Source organism: Kitasatospora sp. NPDC087271 (assembly GCF_044744605.1).
Classification (GTDB): Bacteria; Actinomycetota; Actinomycetes; order Streptomycetales; family Streptomycetaceae; genus Kitasatospora.
The window spans coordinates 1-20671 of record NZ_JBIUYQ010000034.1 but is presented as its reverse complement, the minus strand read 5'-3'; the positions used below and the strand labels follow the sequence as shown (position 1 = coordinate 20671).

20 protein-coding genes are annotated in these 20671 nt (G+C 72.7%); 15 read left to right on the top strand and 5 right to left on the bottom strand.

Annotated features, from left to right (window positions below; genetic code table 11):
- Positions 1–100 precede the first annotated feature (100 nt).
- The 5 genes from ACIO9K_RS34320 (at position 101) to folE (ending at position 6312) form a co-directional block, all read left to right on the top strand.
- Entirely contained in the window at positions 101–1276 is a 1176-nt protein-coding gene (locus tag ACIO9K_RS34320) for a zinc-dependent metalloprotease (RefSeq protein ID WP_363625026.1), read from the top strand.
- A gap of 290 nt (positions 1277–1566) precedes the next feature.
- Complete coding sequence (gene tilS / locus ACIO9K_RS34315; protein ID WP_363586575.1) at positions 1567–2694, top strand: tRNA lysidine(34) synthetase TilS; 1128 nt, start codon at positions 1567–1569, stop codon at positions 2692–2694.
- Between the two features lie 70 nt (positions 2695–2764).
- Entirely contained in the window at positions 2765–3319 is a 555-nt protein-coding gene (gene hpt / locus ACIO9K_RS34310; RefSeq protein WP_063348252.1) for a hypoxanthine phosphoribosyltransferase, read from the top strand.
- A 228-nt stretch (positions 3320–3547) separates the two neighbouring features.
- Positions 3548–5602, top strand: a complete 2055-nt coding sequence (gene ftsH / locus ACIO9K_RS34305) for an ATP-dependent zinc metalloprotease FtsH (RefSeq protein ID WP_363586576.1) — start codon at positions 3548–3550, stop codon at positions 5600–5602.
- A gap of 104 nt (positions 5603–5706) precedes the next feature.
- Positions 5707–6312, top strand: coding sequence for a GTP cyclohydrolase I FolE (gene folE / locus ACIO9K_RS34300; RefSeq protein WP_063348250.1), 606 nt, complete (start codon positions 5707–5709; stop codon positions 6310–6312).
- 76 nt (positions 6313–6388) lie between these two features.
- Here the strand turns inward: folE and ACIO9K_RS34295 are convergent, their stop codons facing one another.
- On the bottom strand, positions 6389–7543 hold the full coding sequence (locus ACIO9K_RS34295; RefSeq protein ID WP_400335646.1) for an alpha/beta hydrolase: 1155 nt from the start codon (positions 7541–7543) through the stop codon (positions 6389–6391).
- A 376-nt stretch (positions 7544–7919) separates the two neighbouring features.
- Between ACIO9K_RS34295 and ACIO9K_RS34290 the strand changes: the two genes are divergently transcribed.
- The 7 genes from ACIO9K_RS34290 (at position 7920) to ACIO9K_RS34260 (ending at position 14472) form a co-directional block, all read left to right on the top strand.
- A complete protein-coding gene (locus ACIO9K_RS34290; protein ID WP_363625029.1) occupies positions 7920–9758 on the top strand; it encodes a phosphatidylglycerol lysyltransferase domain-containing protein in 1839 nt (612 codons plus the stop codon).
- A gap of 68 nt (positions 9759–9826) precedes the next feature.
- A complete protein-coding gene (folP, locus tag ACIO9K_RS34285) occupies positions 9827–10714 on the top strand; it encodes a dihydropteroate synthase (RefSeq protein WP_350885208.1) in 888 nt (295 codons plus the stop codon).
- The gene (locus ACIO9K_RS34280) at positions 10711–11208 is read left to right on the top strand and encodes a nuclear transport factor 2 family protein (protein ID WP_063348246.1); all 498 of its coding nucleotides are present in this window, start codon (positions 10711–10713) and stop codon (positions 11206–11208) included. Before folP ends, ACIO9K_RS34280 begins: the two co-directional genes overlap by 4 nt.
- A gap of 247 nt (positions 11209–11455) precedes the next feature.
- Positions 11456–11815 (top strand): dihydroneopterin aldolase, encoded by a 360-nt coding sequence (gene folB, locus ACIO9K_RS34275; protein WP_063351209.1) that lies wholly within the window; start codon positions 11456–11458, stop codon positions 11813–11815.
- A gap of 40 nt (positions 11816–11855) precedes the next feature.
- Positions 11856–12455 (top strand): 2-amino-4-hydroxy-6-hydroxymethyldihydropteridine diphosphokinase, encoded by a 600-nt coding sequence (gene folK / locus ACIO9K_RS34270; protein ID WP_363586580.1) that lies wholly within the window; start codon positions 11856–11858, stop codon positions 12453–12455.
- A 188-nt stretch (positions 12456–12643) separates the two neighbouring features.
- Complete coding sequence (locus ACIO9K_RS34265; protein ID WP_363586581.1) at positions 12644–13132, top strand: DUF3180 domain-containing protein; 489 nt, start codon at positions 12644–12646, stop codon at positions 13130–13132.
- Positions 13133–13254: 122 nt separating this feature from the next.
- Complete coding sequence (locus tag ACIO9K_RS34260) at positions 13255–14472, top strand: hypothetical protein (protein WP_400335642.1); 1218 nt, start codon at positions 13255–13257, stop codon at positions 14470–14472.
- Between the two features lie 168 nt (positions 14473–14640).
- Here the strand turns inward: ACIO9K_RS34260 and ACIO9K_RS34255 are convergent, their stop codons facing one another.
- Positions 14641–15216: a TerD family protein gene (locus tag ACIO9K_RS34255; RefSeq protein WP_350885215.1), complete on the bottom strand. Its 576-nt coding sequence runs from the start codon at positions 15214–15216 to the stop codon at positions 14641–14643.
- 124 nt (positions 15217–15340) lie between these two features.
- A complete protein-coding gene (locus ACIO9K_RS34250) occupies positions 15341–15838 on the bottom strand; it encodes a hypothetical protein (protein WP_400335640.1) in 498 nt (165 codons plus the stop codon).
- Positions 15839–15930: 92 nt separating this feature from the next.
- On the opposite strand from ACIO9K_RS34250, the gene arfB reads away from it, so the two are divergent.
- Entirely contained in the window at positions 15931–16365 is a 435-nt protein-coding gene (gene arfB, locus ACIO9K_RS34245) for an alternative ribosome rescue aminoacyl-tRNA hydrolase ArfB (RefSeq protein ID WP_363625031.1), read from the top strand.
- Positions 16366–16375: 10 nt separating this feature from the next.
- Here the strand turns inward: arfB and ACIO9K_RS34240 are convergent, their stop codons facing one another.
- The gene (locus ACIO9K_RS34240) at positions 16376–16903 is read right to left on the bottom strand and encodes a flavin reductase family protein (RefSeq protein ID WP_350885220.1); all 528 of its coding nucleotides are present in this window, start codon (positions 16901–16903) and stop codon (positions 16376–16378) included.
- 373 nt (positions 16904–17276) lie between these two features.
- Between ACIO9K_RS34240 and ACIO9K_RS34235 the strand changes: the two genes are divergently transcribed.
- Entirely contained in the window at positions 17277–19067 is a 1791-nt protein-coding gene (locus tag ACIO9K_RS34235; protein WP_363625035.1) for a diguanylate cyclase domain-containing protein, read from the top strand.
- 143 nt (positions 19068–19210) lie between these two features.
- Positions 19211–20200 (top strand): hypothetical protein, encoded by a 990-nt coding sequence (locus tag ACIO9K_RS34230; protein WP_363625037.1) that lies wholly within the window; start codon positions 19211–19213, stop codon positions 20198–20200.
- 90 nt (positions 20201–20290) lie between these two features.
- Here ACIO9K_RS34230 and ACIO9K_RS34225 read toward each other — a convergent pair.
- The coding region (locus tag ACIO9K_RS34225) for an amidohydrolase family protein (RefSeq protein ID WP_363625038.1) at positions 20291–20671 on the bottom strand (381 nt) is incomplete at its 5' end.

The window sequence follows — 20671 nt, the reverse complement described above, 5'->3', positions numbered from 1 at the left end:
CGCCCCCGCCCGCCCGCGGCCCCCGCCCCGCCGGGGGCGGGGTGAGGGTGTTCGTGGCGGGTGGCTGCCGCTGGTGGGTGGGAGCACGTACGGTGAGGGCATGACGAGCGCGAGTGGCGGTGCTGGCATGGTCGACTGGAATCTCGCGGTCGCAACCGCGACCAGGTTGGTGCGGCCGGGGCCGGAGGTGAGCCGGGCGGAGGCGGCGGCCGTGGTCGCCGAACTGCGCCGGCACGCGCTGGAGGCCGAGGAGCACGTCCGGGCGTTCACGGGGATGCGGTCGAGCAGTCTGACGGCGGCCACCGCGACGCCGGTGCTGGTGGTGGACCGCCCGGGCTGGGTGCGGGCGAACGTGGCCGGCTTCCGCACGGTGGTCCAGCCGCTGGTGGAGAAGCTCCAGGCGCGCCGGGCGAGCAGCCCGACGGCGGGGGTGTTCGGCGCGGTGGGGGAGAAGGCCACCGGGATCGAGGTGGGCGCGCTGCTGGCGTTCCTGGCCGGGAAGGTGCTCGGCCAGTACGAGACCTTCGCCCCGGCGGAGCCTTCGCTGGAGGCCCCGGACAGCCCGGCAGCGCTGTTCGACAAGCCCCGGCTGGGGCCGGAGGGCCCGGGGCCGGGCCGGCTGCTGCTGGTGGCGCCGAACATCGTGCACGTCGAGCGGGAGCTGGACGTCGACCCGTCCGACTTCCGGCTCTGGGTCTGCCTGCACGAGGAGACGCACCGGACGCAGTTCACCGCGGTGCCGTGGCTGCGCGACCACATCCAGTCCGAGGTGCAGTCCTTCCTGGCGGAGACCGACGTGGACCCCGGCGCCCTGCTGGAGCGGCTGCGGGACGCGGCGGGTTCGCTCGGCGGCGGGCTGCCGGGTGCCGGGGGCCGGGACGGCATGCCGTCGGCGGGGCTGATGGAGGTCGTCCAGTCGCCGGCGCAGCGCGAGATCCTGGGCCGGCTGACGGCGGTGATGTCGCTGCTGGAGGGCCACGCGGACGTGGTGATGGACGGGGTCGGCCCGGCGGTGGTGCCGACCGTGGCGGAGATCCGGGAGAAGTTCCAGCAGCGCCGGGACCGCGGGGCGAACCGGCTCGACCTGCTGTTGCGCCGGCTGCTCGGGATGGACGCGAAGCTGCGCCAGTACCAGGACGGCGCGGTGTTCGTGCGCGGGGTGGTGGAGCAGGTCGGCATGGAGGGCTTCAACCGGGTCTGGACCTCCCCGAACACGCTGCCGACCAAGGAGGAGATCCACGATCCGGCCGCCTGGGTCGCCCGCGTCGCCCGCTGAGGCGGGCTCGGACGGGGCTCGGACGGGGTTCGGACCCCAAGCGCCGCGCGGTGGTCGGTGGTGGTCAAACCCGCTCGTACGAGTGGTCCAATCGGGCAGACGGAGGGTGAAGATACGTTTCTCCATTCACCCGAACGTGGGACGGTGGTCGTACCGGTGGCGCGGGTGGCGTAGCGGGGTGCTCCTTTCTGCCACCATCTGTGAGCGCCCGGTAACAGGGCGCTCATGAAGCTGCGCGGCCCCGCCGCGCGAGCCGCCGTCCTGTCCCCTCCGTCGAGGAGTCGTCCGCCGTGGGTCCACACCCCGCAGTCGCAGCGATACGCCTGGCCGTCCGCCGCACGCTCACCGACCTCGCCGCCGAGGCCGGTACCACCTTCACCGCGCCCGTGCGCGAGCCCCGCCAGCGCCCGGCCGGGGCGCCCCTGGTGGGCGCCGCCGTCGGCACCACCCTGATCGGCAACGCCGCCCGGCACCCGTCCGGACTGCCCCGGACCCCGGCCGCCCCCGGCTCGCCGCTGGTGCTGGTCGCCGTCAGCGGCGGCGCCGACTCGATGGCGCTGGCCATCGCCGCCGCCTTCGAAGCCCCCAAGATCGGCCTGCGGGTCGGCGCCGTCACCGTGGACCACGGCCTGCAGCCCGGCTCCGCCGACCGGGCCGCCCAGGTGGCCGAACGGCTGCGCTCGCTCGGCCTGGACCCGGTCGAGGCGATCCCGGTGCGCGTCGGCCGGTCCGGCGGCCCGGAGGCCGCCGCCCGGGACGCCCGCTACGCGGCCCTGGACGCGGCCGCCGAGCGGCTCGGCGCGCTCGCGGTGCTGCTCGGCCACACCCGGGACGACCAGGCCGAGACGGTGCTGCTGGGCCTGGCGCGCGGTTCGGGCTCCCGCTCGCTGGCCGGGATGCCGGCGCAGAAGGGCCGCTACCGCCGCCCGCTGCTGGAGCTGGACCGGGCGGCCACCCGGCAGGCCTGCTCCGCCCAGGCGATCCCGGTCTGGGACGACCCGCACAACTGTGATCCCGCCTACACCCGCTCCCGGGTCCGGCACGAGGTGCTGCCGGTGCTGGAGAAGCACCTGGGCGGCGGGGTGGTCGAGGCGCTGGCCCGCACCGCCCGGCTGTTCCGCGACGACGCGGACGCCCTCGACCAGTGGGCCTCCCTGGCCGAACGCGACCTCCGGACGGGTGAGGGCGCCCTGGACGCGGTGAAGCTCGCCGAGCTCCCGCCCGCGGTCCGCCGCCGGGTGCTGCGCCGGGCCGCGCTGCGGGCGGGCTGCCCGGCCGGGGACCTGTTCGCGCGGCACCTGGAGACGATCGACCTGCTGGTCACCGGATGGCGCGGCCAGGGGCCGCTGCACCTACCCGGGGGCGTCGAGGCCACCCGCAGGTGTGGCACGCTGGTCTTTCGGCGGCAGGGCGACTGACGGGCGGGCATGTCCCGGGGTAGTCGGCCGCCGGCCACACAGACCCCGAACGTTTGAGGACGTATCCCCGGTGGACCAGAACGACATGGGCGCTGACCTCGCGAAGGTGCTCATCAGCAAGGACGAGATCGACGCCAAGCTCCTGGAGCTGGCCGAGCGCATCGACCGGGACTACGCAGGCAAGGACCTGCTGATCGTCGGCGTCCTCAAGGGGGCTGTGATGGTCATGGCCGACCTCGCCCGGGCCCTGCACTCGCAGGTCACCATGGACTGGATGGCGGTGTCCTCCTACGGCATGGGCACCAAGTCCTCCGGCGTGGTCCGCATCCTGAAGGACCTGGACACCGACATCGCCGGCCGGGACGTCCTGATCGTCGAGGACATCATCGACTCCGGTCTGACCCTGTCCTGGCTGCTGGGCAACCTGAGCTCGCGCGGCCCGGCCTCGCTGGAGGTCTGCGCCCTGCTACGCAAGCCGGACGCGGCCAAGGTCGAGATCGACGTGAAGTACGTCGGTTTCGACATTCCGAACGAGTTCGTGGTCGGCTACGGCCTGGACTACGCGGAGAAGCTGCGTAACCTGCCCTTCATCGGGACGCTCGCCCCGCACGTCTACGGGGGCTGAGGGCTCCGTTCGGGCTACGGGTGGGAACAGGAGCCGGTTCCCGCCCGTTGGACCGGGGGGACCAAGAACGACGGCCGTGTCGCTGTGCTCCCGCCATGGGCGGGTGCGACTGCGGTACGGTCCATTAAAACCGCTCTTCACATGAGCACCGACCAGGATGCGCCGGCGGCACCCAGCCCGCGGCGCCGCTGAGTGGCAGGAGGGACGGGGCGGCAACGCCCCGCATGGATGGACGTCAAGCGATACTTCCGTGCGCCGATCATGTGGATCGTGCTGGCCGTCCTCGCCGTCATCGTTTTGATGCAGGTCGTTTCGGATTCGAACGGCTACAAGACGGTGGACACCGGTCAGGTCGTCGCGGCGATCGACGCGAAGCAGGTCAAGTCCGCGCAGATCACCACTGGTGACTCGAACACGATCAAGATCCAGCTGAAGGACGGCGCCACGCTGTCCAACGCCGGTACCGGCAAGACGCCGTCCGGCAGCAAGTTCCAGGCCTCGTACATCGGCGACCAGGGTGTTGCGATCGCCGACAAGCTCCAGGCCCAGATCAACGACAACGACCAGAGCACGCTCGCCGAGGGCTACACCATCAGCCCCGAGAAGCAGAGCACCTTCGTCAGCCTGCTGCTGTCGATGCTCCCGATCGTCATCATCGTCCTGGTCTTCCTGTTCCTGATGAATCAGATGCAGGGCGGCGGCTCCCGGGTCATGCAGTTCGGCAAGTCCAAGGCCAAGCTGCTCACCAAGGACACCCCGAAGACGACCTTCGCGGACGTCGCGGGCGCCGACGAGGCGGTCGAGGAGCTCCACGAGATCAAGGAGTTCCTCCAGGAGCCGGCCAAGTTCCAGGCCGTCGGCGCCAAGATCCCCAAGGGTGTGCTGCTCTACGGCCCGCCCGGTACCGGCAAGACCCTGCTGGCGCGTGCCGTCGCGGGCGAGGCCGGGGTGCCGTTCTACTCGATCTCCGGCTCGGACTTCGTCGAGATGTTCGTGGGTGTCGGCGCCAGCCGCGTCCGCGACCTCTTCGAGCAGGCCAAGGCGAACGCCCCGGCGATCGTCTTCGTCGACGAGATCGACGCCGTCGGCCGGCACCGCGGTGCGGGTCTGGGCGGCGGTCACGACGAGCGCGAGCAGACCCTCAACCAGCTGCTGGTCGAGATGGACGGCTTCGACGTCAAGGGTGGCGTGATCCTGATCGCGGCCACCAACCGCCCCGACATCCTGGACCCGGCGCTGCTGCGCCCGGGCCGCTTCGACCGCCAGATCGCGGTCGAGCGCCCCGACCTCCAGGGTCGGCTGGACATCCTCAAGGTGCACCAGAAGGGCAAGCCGATCGCGCCCGACGTCGACCTCTCGGCCGTCGCCAAGCGCACCCCCGGCTTCACCGGCGCGGACCTGTCGAACGTCCTCAACGAGGCCGCTCTGCTGACGGCCCGTTCGGACAAGAAGCTGATCGACAACGGCATCCTGGACGAGGCGATCGACCGCGTCGTGGCCGGTCCGCAGAAGCGCACTCGGATCATGTCCGAGAGGGAGAAGAAGATCACCGCGTACCACGAGGGCGGCCACGCCCTGGTGGCGGCGGCGTGCCCCAACAGCGACCCGGTGCACAAGATCACGATCCTCTCGCGCGGCCGGGCCCTCGGCTACACCATGGTGCTGCCGGACGAGGACAAGTACTCCACCACCCGCAACGAGATGCTCGACCAGCTGGCCTACATGCTGGGCGGGCGCGCGGCGGAGGAGCTGGTCTTCCACGACCCGACCACCGGTGCGTCGAACGACATCGAGAAGGCCACCGCCACCGCCCGGGCCATGGTGACCCAGTACGGCATGACCGAGCGGCTCGGTGCCATCAAGTTCGGCTCGGACAACGCGGAGCCGTTCCTGGGCCGTGAGATGGGCCACCAGCGCGACTACTCGGAAGAGGTCGCCGGGCTGGTGGACGAAGAGGTCAAGAAGCTCATCGAGAACGCGCACAACGAGGCCTGGGAGATCCTGGTCGAGAACCGCGACGTGCTCGACAACCTGGTTCTGGAGCTCCTGGAGAAGGAGACCCTGAACAAGGAGCAGATCGCGGAGATCTTCGCCACGATCGTGAAGCGCCCGGCCCGGCCGGCCTGGACGGGCTCGTCCCGTCGCACGCCGTCCACCCGGCCTCCGGTGCAGTCCCCGAAGGAGCTGGCGCTCACCAACGGCGCCGCCGCGATCGACACCGCCCCGGTGGACATCGTGAAGCTCCCGCCGCTGCCGACGTCGGAGCCGCCCGCCGAGGGCTGATCCCGCGCACCGTACGGAATGGATGCCGCGTCACCGGGGTTTGTACCCTGGAGACGCGGCATCCGTGCTGTTCAGCAAAGTCGTCCCAAGTAAGCGAGGCCCGCATGATCGACCCGGTGACGCTCGACGGTCCACCCACCGTCGGGACCTTCGACCAGAAGCGGGCCGAGAACGCCATCCGCGAGCTGTTGCTCGCCGTGGGTGAGGACCCGGACCGCGAGGGGCTGCTGGAGACCCCGGCCCGGGTCGCGCGCGCCTACAAGGAGATATTCGCGGGCCTCTGGCAGGAGCCCGAGGACGTCCTCACCACCACCTTCGACCTCGGGCACGACGAGATGGTGCTCGTGAAGGACATCGAGCTGACGTCCGTCTGCGAGCATCACCTGGTGCCGTTCCGCGGCGTGGCGCACGTCGGGTACATCCCGTCCGCCAGCGGCAAGATCACCGGCCTGTCCAAGCTGGCCCGGCTGGTCGACGTCTACGCCCGCCGCCCCCAGGTGCAGGAGCGGCTGACCAGCCAGGTGGCCGACGCGCTGATGCGGATCCTGGAGCCGCGCGGGGCGATCGTCGTGGTCGAGTGCGAGCACATGTGCATGTCGATGCGCGGCATCCGCAAGCCCGGCGCCAAGACCATCACCTCGTGCGTCCGCGGCCAGCTGCGCGACCCGGCCACCCGGGCCGAGGCGATGAGCCTCATCATCGGCCGATAGCGGAACGGCCGGCCGTTCCGCTCGGACCGGCCGGCCGTCGCCCGGCCACGTCGCCCGGCCACGTCGCCTGTCCGCGTCAGCCGAGCCGCTCGCCGATCCACTCCAGCGAGGACGGCAGCTCACGGGTCCAGCTGTCGAAGTTGTGGCCGCCGTCGTCCAGGTAGAGCGAGTCGACCTTGAACTGCGGGTTGGCCGCGGCGACCTGCTGGGCGTGGTCGACGAACTGGAGGGTCTGCGCGAAGTCGCCCTCCTTGCGGGAGGAGACCACCAGCAGCGAGAGGGCGGGGGCCGGGAGGTTCGTCAGCCGCCAGTCGAGGTCGCTCTGCTGGGCCAGGGCGGCGTCGCCGGCGAACAGGTCACCGCCGGTGAACTGGTCCGCCTTGACCTTGTACTCGCCGTGCAGGCCCACCCCGATGCCGTAGACGTTCGGGAAGCGCATCGCCAGCCGCAGCGCGCAGCTGCCCCCGGTCGAGTAGCCGAAGACGGACCAGGAGGCGGCCGAGCGGCCGGTCCGGTAGCTGGTCCGGAGCGCCTCCGGCAGGTCCTTGGTGAACCAGGTCTCGGCGCGCGGGCCGCCGGGGACGTCCACGCACTCGGTGTCGCGCGGCGGGGCGACGGTCGGGCGGGTCATGACCACGACGGTCGGCGGCATCTTGCCGGACTTCCGCAGCTCGGCCGCGGTGCGCAGGAGCGGCAGCTCCTTGATCAGGTTGAGCGAGGTGCCGGGGAAGCCGGAGATGGCGACCAGGACGGGGAAGCGGACCAGGGCGAACTTCGGGTCGAAGTACTCGGGCGGCAGGTAGACGAACAGCTGGTCGGACAGTCCGGTCTCCTTGCCGGTGACCCGGACCGATTCGACCTTGCCGACCTCCTCGGGCGGGCCCTTGGGCAGGTCGGCGACGGTCTCCAGACCGCCCTCGTCGGTCGGCTGGAGCTGCGTGTCCGAGGTCGGGGCGTCGCCCTTGTGGTTCTCGTTGCTGGTCAGCGCGAGCTTGGCACTGCCGGGGCTGAGCAGGTCGTCCCACGAGGTGTAGAACCCGAAGGAGTTGTTCACCGCCAGCGCCAGCACGGCCACGACCGCGACTTGAGTGACGGTCAGCAGGCCGATCCGGCCCAGGACGGGCAGCGGGCGCTGGCGCGCCAGTCGCGGCCAGAGCCACAGGGTGGTGACGAGAGCCGCAGCGCCGAGTGCGAGCAGCGAGTTCACCAGCGCTTCGCTGGTCAGTTCCATGCCGTCGGCCTTCCGGTGGGACACTGTCGGTGCACGCCTCATCGTCTGGCGGTCCGTCAGCTCCGGCCACCGCGGCTAGGCTGTCCGGATGCCCGGGCGAGCTGGGAGGGCGGGGGGAGCCGCAGGCAACCGGCGCCCTAGAATGCGGCGTCCACCGTACGTACGGCGTACCGGAGGACCCTGCCGCGCCACGCGGCGGCAGGCCCTCGGCTCCGTCCCCGGCTCCACCGCAGCGCGCCCACGGCACCGGTTTACCGACCGTTTCCGGGTTCTTGGTATGCGCATTGCCTGATGAAGGAAAAGGCATTGAAGGTCCATCACACGTGCTCCCCCGGAGTGACCGGACGGCGTCCCGCAGCCTCTACGCTGAGCTTCCATGAGCGTTCCCGTGTCCGTTGAGCCGAGCCCCGAGCAGCCGCGTCGTCGACGCGGCCTGCAGACGCTTCGCACCCAGGCGGCGGCTGTTCCGAGGGCCTGGCTGCCCGGCGCGGTCGGGTACGCCTGTCTGCTGATCGGCCTGGTCGACATCGCCAGCGCGGTGTTCCCCAAGCTCCGGCACTCCAAGATGCACACCTTCACCGGGCAGCTGCCCGGCGGTACCACCTCGCTGGCCGCGGTCGGGACGATGATGGTCGGCCTGCTGCTGGTGCTGCTCGCGCACGCGCTGCGCCGGCGCAAGCGGCGGGCCTGGCGGGCGGTGTGCGTGCTGCTGCCGGTCGGCGCCGCGCTGCACATCGTGCGCTGGCACCAGGTCGGCCCGGCGGTGGTCTCGCTGGCGGTCTTCGTGGTGATGCTGGTGCACCAGCGCGAGTTCTACGCCAAGGCCGACCCGCGCACCCGCTGGCGGGCGCTGGTCAACCTGATCGTGATGGGCGCCGTCAGCGTGCTGCTCGGCCTGCTGATCGTGAGCACCCGGACCAAGTACGAGATCGGCTACCCGGCCCTGCCCGAGCGCCTCCAGCACGTCGTGTACGGGCTGTTCGGCTTCGAGGGGCCGATCCGGTACAACAACGTCCGGATGTCCGACCTGGTCGCCTACCTGCTCGGCGGGCTGGGCCTGCTGACCGCCTTCACCACCGCCTACCTGGCGCTGCGCCCCGGCAAGCCCAAGCCGGAGCTGACCCCGGAGGACGAGGAGAAGGTCCGCGAGCTGCTCACCCGGCACGGCGAGCGCGACTCGCTCGGCTACTTCGCGCTGCGCCGCGACAAGAGCGTGCTGTTCTCGCCCACCGGCAAGGCCGCGATCTCCTACCGGGTGGTCTCCGGCGTGATGCTGGCCTCCGGCGACCCGGTCGGCGACGTCGAGGCCTGGCCGGGCGCGATCAAGGTGTTCATGGCCGAGGCCCGCGAGCACGCCTGGGTGCCGGCCGTGATGGGCTGCAGCGAGGTCGGCGGCGAGGTCTGGACCCGCGAGGCGGACCTCGACGCGCTGGAGCTGGGCGACGAGGCGATCGTCGACACCGCCACCTTCTCGCTCGCCGGCCGGGCCATGCGCAACGTCCGCCAGATGGTCAAGCGGATCGAGCGCAACGGCTACTCCTGCCAGGTGCGCCGGGTCAGCGACCTCACCCTGGAGGAGAAGCACCGGATCGCCGACGCCGCCGCCCGCTGGCGCGGCACCGACACCGAGCGCGGCTTCTCGATGGCCCTCGGGCGCTTCGGCGACCCGCTGGACGACGACTGCGTGGTGGTCACCGCCCACAAGGCCCCGGAGGAGGGGGAGGGCGGCGACGACCTGAAGGCCGTGCTGCACTTCGTGCCCTGGGGGCCGGACGGCATCTCGCTGGAGCTGATGCGCCGCGACCGCGCGGCCGACCCGGGCCTGAACGAGCTGCTGATCGTCGCCGCCCTCCAGGCCGTGCCCGCGATGGGCGTGCGCCGGGTGTCGCTCAACTTCGCGATGTTCCGCTCGGCGCTGGCCCGCGGCGAGCGGATCGGCGCCGGCCCGGTGCTGCGGGCCTGGCGCGGGCTGCTGGTGTTCCTCTCGCGCTGGTTCCAGATCGAGTCGCTGTACAAGTTCAACGCCAAGTTCCAGCCCGAGTGGGAACCGCGCTTCCTGGTCTTCCCGAACACCCGGGACCTGCCGCGGATCGGCTTCGCCGCGATGCAGGCCGAGGCCTTCATCACCCTCGGCATGCCGCGCTTCGGCCGCCGGCGCCAGCGGGAGGGCCTGATGCCCACCCCGGGCGCCCGCGGCGTCACCGAGGCCGCCTGAGGCACCGCCGCGACCAACGGGGCCCCCGCCGAGAATCCTCGGCGGGGGCCCCGTTCGATAATGGGCGCATGAGCAACTCGCCGTCCTTCTCGCTGCCGGCCGGACTGCCGCGGCTCGACCGCTGCGCCGTGATGGGTGTGGTCAACGTCACGCCCGACTCCTTCTCGGACGGCGGCCTCTGGCACGACCCCGCCAAGGCGATCGCGCACGGGCTCGCCCTGCGCGCCCGCGGCGCGGACCTGGTGGACGTCGGGGGCGAGTCCACCCGGCCCGGCTCGCAGCGGGTGCCCGAGGAGGAGGAGCTGCGCCGGGTGCTGCCGGTGGTGCGCGAGCTCGTCGCCGCCGGGGTCGTGGTGTCGGTCGACACCATGCGGGCCTCCGTCGCCGAGCAGGCCGTGGCGGCCGGTGCCGCGCTCGTCAACGACGTCTCCGGCGGGCTCGCCGACCCGGCGATGGCCCGGGTGGTCGCCGACACCGGCGCGCCGTTCGTGGTGATGCACTGGCGCGGCCAGTCCGCGGACATGGAGCGGCTGGCGGTCTACCGGGACGTGGTGACGGACGTCGTCGCCGAGCTGGCCGTCCGGGTGGACGCGCTGCTGGCGGCCGGGGTCAAGGAGGACCAGCTGATCCTCGACCCGGGCCTCGGCTTCGCCAAGACCCCCGAGCACAACTGGGCGCTGCTCGGCCGGCTGGACGCGCTCACCGCGCTCGGCCGTCCCGTCCTCGTCGCCGCATCGCGCAAGCGGTTCCTGGGTACGCTGCTGGCCGACCCGCAAACCGGGGCGCTGCGCCCGGCCCGGGAGCGCGACGACGCGACCGCCGCGGTGTCGGTGCTGTCGGCCCAGGCCGGCGCCTGGGCGGTGCGGGTGCACGACGTGTCCGGCACGGCGGACGCCGTCCGGGTGGTCGCGGCCTGGCAGCACGCGGCCCGGCAAGGGGTGAGGGAGGGTCTGTGACAGGTGACGGCAGGCTGAGCGGCGGAACGGCCGGCCAGGCCCGCGAGGCGGACCTGGAGGCGGTGCTCGCGGCGAACCAGGCGCTCTACCAGGCACTGGAGGAGGGGGACCTGGAGGCGGTCGAGGACGCCTGGCTGGGGGCCGCGGACGCGGACGACAAGGGCGGCGTGGTGTGCGTGCACCCCGGCTGGCCGGTGCTGCGCGGGCGGGCGCAGGTGACCCGCTCGTACATGCTGATCATGATGAACACGGAGTACATCCAGTTCTTCCTGACCGATGTCGAGGCCGAGGTCCACGGAGATGTGGCCCTTGTCACGTGCACCGAGAACATCCTCTCCGGCGGCGAGGCGGAGGAGGAGGGGGAACTCGGTCCGCTGGTCGGCGGAAAGGTCGTGTCGACGAATCTGTTCCGCCGTACCCCGGGCGGGTGGAAGCTCTGGTCGCACCACGGTTCACCCGTTCTGACCAGCGGCGACGACGAGGACGAGGACTGATTCGGGCGGCCTTCGGAAAACGCGGCCGGGAGGTCGCCCGGGAATTCCCGAGTGGTCACCGAACGTTCACGTCAATCGCCATTCCGGTGCGCGTGGCGACGGTTCGTGCCGGGTAGGACGGTCAGACGTTGTCAGCGCCCGCGGGTAGATTCGAAACGGAGTGGCGGGTGTGCTGCCCGCCTTCGCCCCGCTCGTCCATGCCATTCTCCGGGTGGGGCCCGTCCGACTGGGAGCAGTGATTCGTTTGCTGGACCGCGTCACCCTGCGGGGGCTGCGTGCCCGGGGCAACCACGGCGTCTTCGAGCGCGAGCGCATCGAGGGCCAGACCTTCGTGGTCGACCTCGTGCTGTACCTGGACACCCGCCCCGCCGCGTCCGGCGACGACCTCACCCGCACGGCGCACTACGGCCTCGTGGCCGAGGAGGTCACCGCGATCATCGCGGGGGAGCCGGTCGACCTGATCGAGACCCTGGCCCAGCGCATCGCCGACCAGTGCCTGAAGCACGAAGCGGTCGAGGAGGTCGAGGTGACCGTGCACAAGCCCGACGCCCCGATCACCGTGCCGTTCGACGACGTGACCGTGACCATTCACCGGGGCCGCGCATGACCGCCGCCGTGCGCCCCGTTCCAGTTGCAGAGGGATCTCGATGAGCACCAGCGACCCGACCGCCTCGCCGACCACGTTCGACCTGGAGAGCCGGGTGGACTCCGCCGACACCACACTGCACAGCCAGCGCTGCGCGGTGATCGCACTCGGCAGCAACCTGGGCAACCGCCTGGACACCCTCCAGGGCGCCGTCGACGCGCTCGCCGACACCCCCGGGCTCAAGATCAAGGCCGTCTCCGCGGTCTACGAGACCGAGGCCGTCGGCGGCCCGGACGAGCAGCCCAACTACTACAACGCGGTCGTCGTGCTGCGCACCTCGCTGCCGCCGCGCGACCTGCTGGAGCGCGGCAACGCGATCGAGGACGCCTTCGGGCGGGTCCGGACGGTGCACTGGGGTCCGCGGACCCTGGACGTCGACATCCTGGCCTACGAGGGCGTGCTCAGCGACGACCCGCAGCTGCTGCTGCCGCACCCGCGCTCGCACGAGCGGGCCTTCGTGCTCGCCCCCTGGCTGGACGCCCAGCCGGAGGCCGAGGTGCCCGGGCACGGGCAGGTCGGCGAACTGCTGGACGCGCTCGGCGGCCCGGGCGCGCAGGGCGTCCGGCGGCGGGACGACATCCGGCTGACGCTGCCGGAGTGACCGGCCCCGGCCCGGCGGCCCGGTGAGGGCGGCCGGGGAACTCGACCGGGGGGCCCGGCCGTACGAGTAGGTGTCCGCCGTTCGCGCGGGTGCCCGCCCGGTCGGGCCCGGTACGGTGGCCTGGCGCCGCCGTGCCGGGCCACCGGGCGGCGGCCGGCTCTGGTAACCCCGGGAAGGACCTCCTCCGAGTGAAGCTGCTTCGCCTACGCCTGCTGGTCGGCATCACCGCTGCTACCACGGCGCTGTCCTGGGCCGGTGCCAAGCTCTGGGCCTCCCTGGACACGCTGCCGGCCGTGCCGGTCGCGGCGCCGGTGGTGCTGGCGGCGGTGGCGGTGGTCCTGCTGGCGACCGCCCTCTCGCTGCGGTCCCGGCTGAAGGCGGTGCGCGAGCGGCAGCCCGGCGCGAAGGGCGTCGACCCGCTGCTGGCGGCCCGGGCGGTGGTGCTGGGGCAGGCCAGCGCGCTGGTCTCGGCGGTGGTCACCGGCGTCTACGCGGGCGCGGGGATCTTCCTGCTGGGCGAACTGGACGTGTCGGCGCGCAAGGACCAGGCCGTCACGGCCGGGCTCGCGGTGCTGGCGGGGGCCGCGGTGATCGCGGCGGCGCTCTGGTTGCAGCACGTGTGCAAGCTGCCGGAGAACCACGACGATCCGGGCGGCCCGGCGCCCTCGCCCCGCTGAACAGGTCTTTTTTCGTGATCTTGAGTGAAACGCCGGGCACGTGCGGTAAAACTTGCACACTGTCAAGGGCGGAAGAGGACCCTGGGCTGACACGGCCCCAATTCGCACGCTAGTTTCTTGGCATGTCTCGCGGACGCCACCGTCATTCCTCCGTCCTCGGCCGGATCTTCCCCCCCACCGCCGCCGGCGTGCTGCTCGTCGCCGCGCTGGCCGCTCTGCTCTTCAGTCAGGACGCCGTCCTGGTGCGTTCGGTGGGTGTCGCGGCGGTGGTCGCGACGCTCGGCTTCGCGCTGCTGCTGCGGCAGCGGGACAAGGCGGCCCGGGCGGCCGCCGAGATGGCCGCGGCGCAGCGGCTGCGGGCCGAGGAGCGCTTCGAGGAGCAGCTGGCGGAGGCCGAGTACGCGGCGGAGGTCGCCGAGGAGCGGGCCACCCGGTTCGGGCGGCGGCTGACGGCGGAGAAGTCGCGGCTGGCGAAGGCCGAGACCGAGATCGCCCGGCTGCTGCGGGAGCGGGCCGTGGCGGTGGCCGAACAGGCGCTCAAGGAGGCCGAGGCGACCCAGCGGGCGCTCGCCGCGAGCCGCCCCAAGTACCCGGCCAGCCCGGCCGCGTTCGTCCGTGCCGCGTCCGTGCTGCGGCTGCTGGAGCGGCGGGCGGCGGAGCAGGAGGCGCGGCGGGAGCGGACGGCGGGCTCGGAGGTCGCGCTGCGGGCGCGTACGGCGCCGGCCGCTGCGGCCCCGGCGCCCGCGCCCGCTGTGGTGGCGCCCTCGGTGCCGGCGCCGGTGGTCCCTGCGGTGCCCACTCCGGAGCAGGCTCCGGTGGCGCAGGCGCAGGCGCAGGCGCAGGTGCAGGCACAGGACCAGGCACAGGCCGCGGCCCCGGCCCCGGTGCGGCCCGCGCCGGTGCGCCCGGCGCTGACCGCCACGGTCGGGCAGCTCGGCGGGACGCCGTCCGCTCCGGTCGCGGCGCCCGCGCCGGTGGAGCGGCAGCGGCCGCGGTCGGCGCAGTCCGGGGCGGTGCGCGGGCCGGGCTTCAGCTTCTTCGGCCGGGGTACGGGCGCGGCCGTGCGGGCGGCGGCCCCGGCGCCGGCGGTGGGCAGCGTCGCCGAACTGGGCGAGCGCACGGACCTGGCCGACGTGGTGGGCGACGAGGCGGTGGCCGCGCAGGCGAAGGCCGAGGCGCAGGAGGCCCAGGAGGCCCGTGAGGTGCAGGAGGCCGTGGTCGGCTCGCAGGCGTCGCAGCCGGCGGCCGAGCCGGCGCCGGGTGCGCCCGCGGTGGTGGACCTGACCCCGGAGGACGAGACCGAGCTGATCCAGCTGCCGGAGCTGCGCGCCTCGCGCTAGGGGCTCTCTTTCGGATCACGCCGGGCGCGCGACGTGATCCGAAAGAGAGTCCCTGGGTCCTGAGCCCGGGCCGGGTGCGCGAAAGCGGCGCGGGACGTCGGTGTGACCGATGTCCCGCGCCGCTCTCGTTCCGGCGGTGTGCCGGGCCGGGAGGGGCCCGGCGGGGCGTCAGAGCTGGACGCCGAAGTCCTGGGCGATGCCCGCCAGGCCGGAGGCGTAGCCCTGGCCGACGGCGCGGAACTTCCACTCGCCGCCGTTGCGGTAGAGCTCGCCGAAGATCATGGCGGTCTCGGTGGCGGCGTCCTCGGAGAGGTCGTAGCGGGCGATCTCGGCGCCGCCGGCGGCGTTCACCACGCGGATGTACGCGTTGCGGACCTGGCCGAAGCTCTGGCCGCGGGCGACCCCGTCGTAGATGGTGACGGGGAAGGTGATCTTGACGGCCTCGGCCGGCAGGCCGGCCAGGTTGACGTTGATCGACTCGTCGTCGCCGGCGCCCTCACCGGTGCGGTTATCGCCGGTGTGCACGACGGTGTTGTCCGGGCTGCTGGTGTTGTTGAAGAAGACGAAGTGCCCGTTGGAGAGCACCTTGCCGTCCGCGTTCAGGACGATCGCGCTGGCGTCGAGGTCGAACTCGGTGCCGGTCGTGGTCCGGACGTCCCAGCCCAGGCCGACACTGACCGCGGACAGGCCCGGGGCCTCCTTGGTCAGCGAGACGTTGCCACCCTTGGAAAGGCTCACTGGCATGGCGATTGCAGTCCCTTCGTTCGCTTTTTCCGGGACAACGCAATACTCCGGTGGGTTGGTTCCGCGAAGTCCGTGAATTCTTCGTGGACGCCAATCCGCTGGCAAAGGCCTGACAATGCCCTGGTCAGATCCGGGGGAACCGGCCCTGCAGCGACCAGATGTTCGGATTGTCGGCCAGCTCGGGGTGCATATCGAAGAGGTCGGCGAGGGTGTCCTGGAGGAAGTCCCGGGCCTCGCGCCGCAGCTCGCCGTGGCGGACCACGGCGGGCGGCTCGTCCGGCAGCCAGGTCGCGGTGATCTCGACCCAGTTGAAGCGGCGGGCGAACCGCAGCAGCTCGGTGTTCTGGGTGAAGTCGAGGTCCGCGGTCTGCACCCGGGCGGCCCGGCCGCCGTCCGGGTCGCGGTCCAGCTCCTCGGCGATGTCGCACAGCGCCCAGGCGAAGTCGAGCACCGGCACCCACCCCCAGCCGGTGGACAGCTCGGCGCCCTCGGCGTCCAGGTAGACGTCGCCGCAGAACAGGTCGTACCGCAGGGACCGCACCGGGGCGGAGCGGTAGTCCGTCTGCGGGGGGTCGGGGAAGCGGTTGGAGAGGGAGTAGCCGAGCTCGATCACGTACGCCATTGTCCGGGCTGCGGGCGGTGGAGCGGAACCGGGCCGCCGGCCGTCGCGGATAACCGGGTGACCGGGCGGTGCGGGCGCGGGATGATGGACGCATGCCCGAGCCCATCCGCGTACGGGGGTCGGTGGTCGTCCCCGACGCCGAGCTCGTCTGGCGCTTCTCGCGTTCCTCCGGCCCCGGTGGCCAGCACGTCAACACCTCCGACAGCAAGGCCGAGCTGCGCTACGACCTGGCGGCGTCCAAGGCGCTGCCCGAGGTGTGGCGCGAGCGCGCGCTGGAGCGGCTGGCCGGGCGGCTGGTGGACGGCCGGGTGCTGGTGATCCAGGCCTCGGAGTTCCGCTCGCAGTGGCGCAACCGGGAGGCGGCCGCGGCCCGGCTGTCGGCGGTGCTGACCGAGGCGTGCGCTCCGCCGCCGAAGTCCCGCCGGGCGACCAGGCCGAGCCGGGGGATGGTCGAGCGCCGGCTGTCCAACAAGCGGCGCCGCTCCGAGCTGAAGCAGGGGCGGCAGTCGCCGCGGGGCGGCGAGTAGCCGGGGCGGCTCAGCCGAGGGCGCGGTAGCCGCCGCGGAAGTAGAGCAGCGGCCGGCCGGCCGGGCTGGGTACCGCGGCCTCCAGGACGCGGCCGAGCAGCAGGGTGTGGTCGCCCGCCGGTATCCGCTGTTCGGTGCGGCACTCGACGGTGGCGAGCGCGCCGTCGATCAGCGGGGCGCCGGAGCGGGGGCCGCGGTGGTGCGGGGTGTCCGCGAACAGCAGCCGGTCGCTGAGCCGGCCCTTCATGGCGAAGCGGGAGCCGAGCGCCTTCTGCCCCTCGGTGAGCAGCGAGACCGCCCAGGTGTCGGTGCGGGAGAGCACCTCGTCCATCCGGGAGTCCTCGCGGACCGAGATCAGGACCAGCGGCGGCTCCAGCGACACGGACAGGAAGGACGTGGCGGTCATGCCGACGTCCTCGCCGTCCTCCGGGTCGTGGACGGTCACCAGGCTCACGCCGGAGGCGAGCTGGGAGAGTGCCGCCCGGAACTCGTCGGGCGTGGCGTGGGAGGCAGCTTCGGGCTGCGGGGACGAGTACACGTACCGCACGGTAGTCGGCGTCCGCCGGAATCGGCATCGGGCCGAGGTCGTAGGACCAGCGGCGCACGGGGCGGGGCTGCGGCCGGGTTCGGGACTCACCCTCAGGAGTGAAGCAAGGGGCCTGCCGGGCGGCAGCGGGCTTCAGCGCGAGGCCGGTGCGGTCGACCAAGGGAAATATTCCGATAGCGCTTTATGTCCCGCTATGGGGCGGATGAGCTGATTAAGGGTGCATTAGTGTCGTGTGATTTAAGTCACAAGTGATGGCCTATTGCTGACCGAGCGTGCCGAACGCTGTGCTCCCTGTGATTCAGTTCTTCTGGCAATCGGACGATAACCAATCAAGAACTATCCGAAGCAGCCGGGGAGCCCCCGCATGGAAGCCGAGTCGGAGCCGTACGTCCGTCTCGCGACCCTCCGCACCTTGCACCGGGTCGTGGCGGACCTCAACGCTGCCCGCAGCCTGGCGGGCACGCTGCAGGCCGTCGTCGAGGGTGCGGTGCACGGGCTCGGCTTCGACGCCGCCGCGGTCAGCCTGGTCCGCCCGGACGGGGACCTCGTGGTGGCGGCCGTCTGGGAGCTGGAGGAGAGCACCATGGGCGGCCCCTCCGTCCTGCTCGGCCAGGTCGGCTCCCGGGAGTCCTGGGACCGACTGCTCGGCGTCAGCGACCACTGGGGCACCCTGCGCTTCCTGCCGTACGACCGCGGCTGGGCCGTCGCCAGCGACATCCCGCGCTGGATCGGGGACGGCCCGCTGCCCGTCTACGCCAACGACTGGCACCCCGCCGACGGGCTGCTCGCCCCGATGTACAGCGCCGGCGGCGACCTGCTCGGCGTCCTCTCGGTGGACCGCCCGCGCAGCGGCAAGCGGCCCGGGGCGTGGACCCGCGAGGCGCTGGAGATGTTCTCGCTGCAGGCCTCCATCGCGATCGGCAACGCCCGGCTGCGGGCCGAGATGCAGCGCGCACTGGCCCGCCTGGAGAAGGAGCAGCAGGCCCTGCGGGCCAGCGAGGAGAGCTTCCGCCAGGCCTTCGAGTACGCGCCCAGCGGGATGGCCATCACCGAACTGCACGGCGCCGGGCGCGGCCAGCTGACCAGGGTCAACGACGCGCTCTGTCGCCTGCTCGGCCGCCCCCGCGCGGTGCTGCGCCAGCAGAGCTTCGCCGACCTCGTGCACCCGGAGGACCGGGCGCTGCTGGAGCGCACCAGCGCCGAGAGCGGCCGGGCGGAACTGCGGCTGTCCCGGCGGGACGGCGGCTACCAGTGGGTGTGCCTGCGCAACTCGATCGTGGCGGACGCGGCCGAGGGCCCGAGCTTCCTGCTCACCCACGTCGAGGACATCGAGGACCGCAAGCGGCACGAGTTCCAGCTCGCCCACCGGGCCAGCCACGACGCGCTCACCGGCCTGCCGAACGGCGCCGAACTGAAGGCCCGGCTGGGCCGCCGGCTCTGCGCCGAGCCGCAGACCGTCGGGGCCCCGGCCGGGCCGGGCGAGCCGGCCTACCCGGCGCCGTACGGCTACCCGGCCGACTCCTACAGCGCGCACGCCGCGTACGACCGGCTGGAGGGCGCGGACCCGTACGGCGGGCCGGTGCACGGCTACGGGATGCCCGAGGGCGGCCCGCCGTACGGCCTCGCCCCGGGCTACGGGGAGCACGTGCACGCGGTGGTCCCGGCCGACCAGGGCCCGGGCGGCGAGGCGTGGTCCGCACCGTTCCGCTCCGGCGTCGCGGCGTCGCCGGACAAGGGGCTCGCGGTGCTCTTCTGCGACCTGGACGGCTTCAAGTCGATCAACGACCGGTTCGGCCACAACGCGGGCGACGCGGTGCTGGTCGAGGTCGCCCGGCGGCTGAGCCAGGCCGTCCGGGACGGCGACACGGTGGCCCGGCTCGGCGGCGACGAGTTCGTCGTGCTGGCCGACGGGATCGGCCGCGAGGAGGCCAAGGACCTGGCCCACCGGCTGCGGGGCGCCATCATCCCGCCGATGCGGATCGACGGCCGGGCGATGCGGGTGGGGGTGAGCCTCGGGGTCGGCTGGGCGGGCTGCGGGATGAGCATCGAGGAGGTGCTGCACACCGCGGACGAGCGGATGTACGACGAGAAGCGGGCCCGGGGCGGCGCGGTGCGCGGCGCGCGGGGCGAGCGTTCGCACCGACGGGCGGGCTGAACCCCGCCGGTCCTGGTTACCCACGGGTTGTCAAGGGCTCTTTTCCGGCTGTCACAAAGGACAGGTAGGGTTCCCGGGTACGACAGCGTCCATGATCTGCGCCGGCGGCCCCGCATCCCGGCGGCGCGAACCGGATGGGGGAGTTGACCACCGTGACGACCGCCGGCAACAACGGAGCGCCCGAGGGCGGTGCCCCGCAGGACGACGACCCGTTCGGCTACCTCTACCGCCCGGCGGAGGGTGCCTCCGGGCAGCCGGCCGAGCCACAGCAGGGCGTGCCCCGGACGCCGTACAGCCGTCCGATGGAGGTCGGCCGGGCCCAGTACGGGCAGCAGCCCTACCAGCCGCGGCCGCAGCAGCCCCAGTACGGCCAGCAGGCGGGGCCGCAGCAGGGCTACCCCGGCGGCCAGCAGCCGTACCCGCCGCAGCAACAGCAGCCCGAGTACGGCACCGCGCCCACCCAGCAGACCCGTTACGCCGAGCACTCCCGGCCGCAGCCGGGGGAGGACCGGTCGAGCAGCGGCCGGAGCAAGGGCGCGGTGATCGGCGCGGTCGCGGTGGTCGCGGCCATAGCGATCGGCGCGGGGATCGCGCTCTCCACGGGCGACCCGGACGGCGACAGGACCGCCAAGGGCGGCGCCCAGACCACCGCCGCGGCTCCCCCCAGCACCCCGGCGACCGGCAGTTCGTCCCCGACCGCCTCGGCCTCGGCGAGCACCACCGCCCCGGCCGGCCCGTTGACCGTGGACGCGGGCCAGCTCCAGGCCCAGAACGCGCCGTCCGGCAACGGCGTCAAGGGCACCAAGTCCGCCGACGGCAGCTACCTGACGCTCCAGCCGGGCGGCTCGGTGACCTGGAGCGGCGAGGTCGCCGCGGCCGGCACCTACAAGCTGAACGTGCACTACAACAACACCGGCGGGGACCTGAAGGGCGCCGCCTCGGTGAACGGCAAGGACTGGCCGAGCGGGCTGCTCTTCAAGAACTACGCGTCCGGCAAGGACCCGGCGTCCTCCTGGTTCAACACCTGGATACTCCCGCAGCTCCAGGCCGGGGCGAACACCATCACCTTCACCGTGCCCTCCGGTTCGATCCTGATCGACCAGATCACCCTCGAACCGAATGCGACCGGCTGATCGGCAGAGCGGCAGAGCGGCTGAGCCGGAACGCGAGACGGCCGCCCGACCCCGTGGGGGAAGGGCGGCCGTCGGCGTTCCGGCGGGCCGTCAGGAGGGCTTCACCACGTCGAAGCGCTCGCCGCCGAGGACCCAGCGGCCGCGGCGCATGACGGCGACCAGGTCGTAGCCCTCGGAGTCGAGCACGACCAGGTCGGCCTGCTTGCCGGCCTCCAGCGAGCCGATCGAGTCGGCGAGGCCCAGCAGGCGGGCCGGGGTGGCGGACAGCGACTCGACGGTCTGGTTCAGCGTCAGGCCGTTGACGGTGAGCGAGCGCTTGAACGCGACGTCCAGGGTGAGCGTGGAGCCCGCGATGGCGCCGCCCTCGACCAGCCGGGCGACGCCGTCCTTGACCTCGACCTGGAGCGGGCCGAGCGGGTAGAGGCCGTCGCCCATGCCGGCCGCGCCCATCGCGTCGGTGATCAGGGCGAC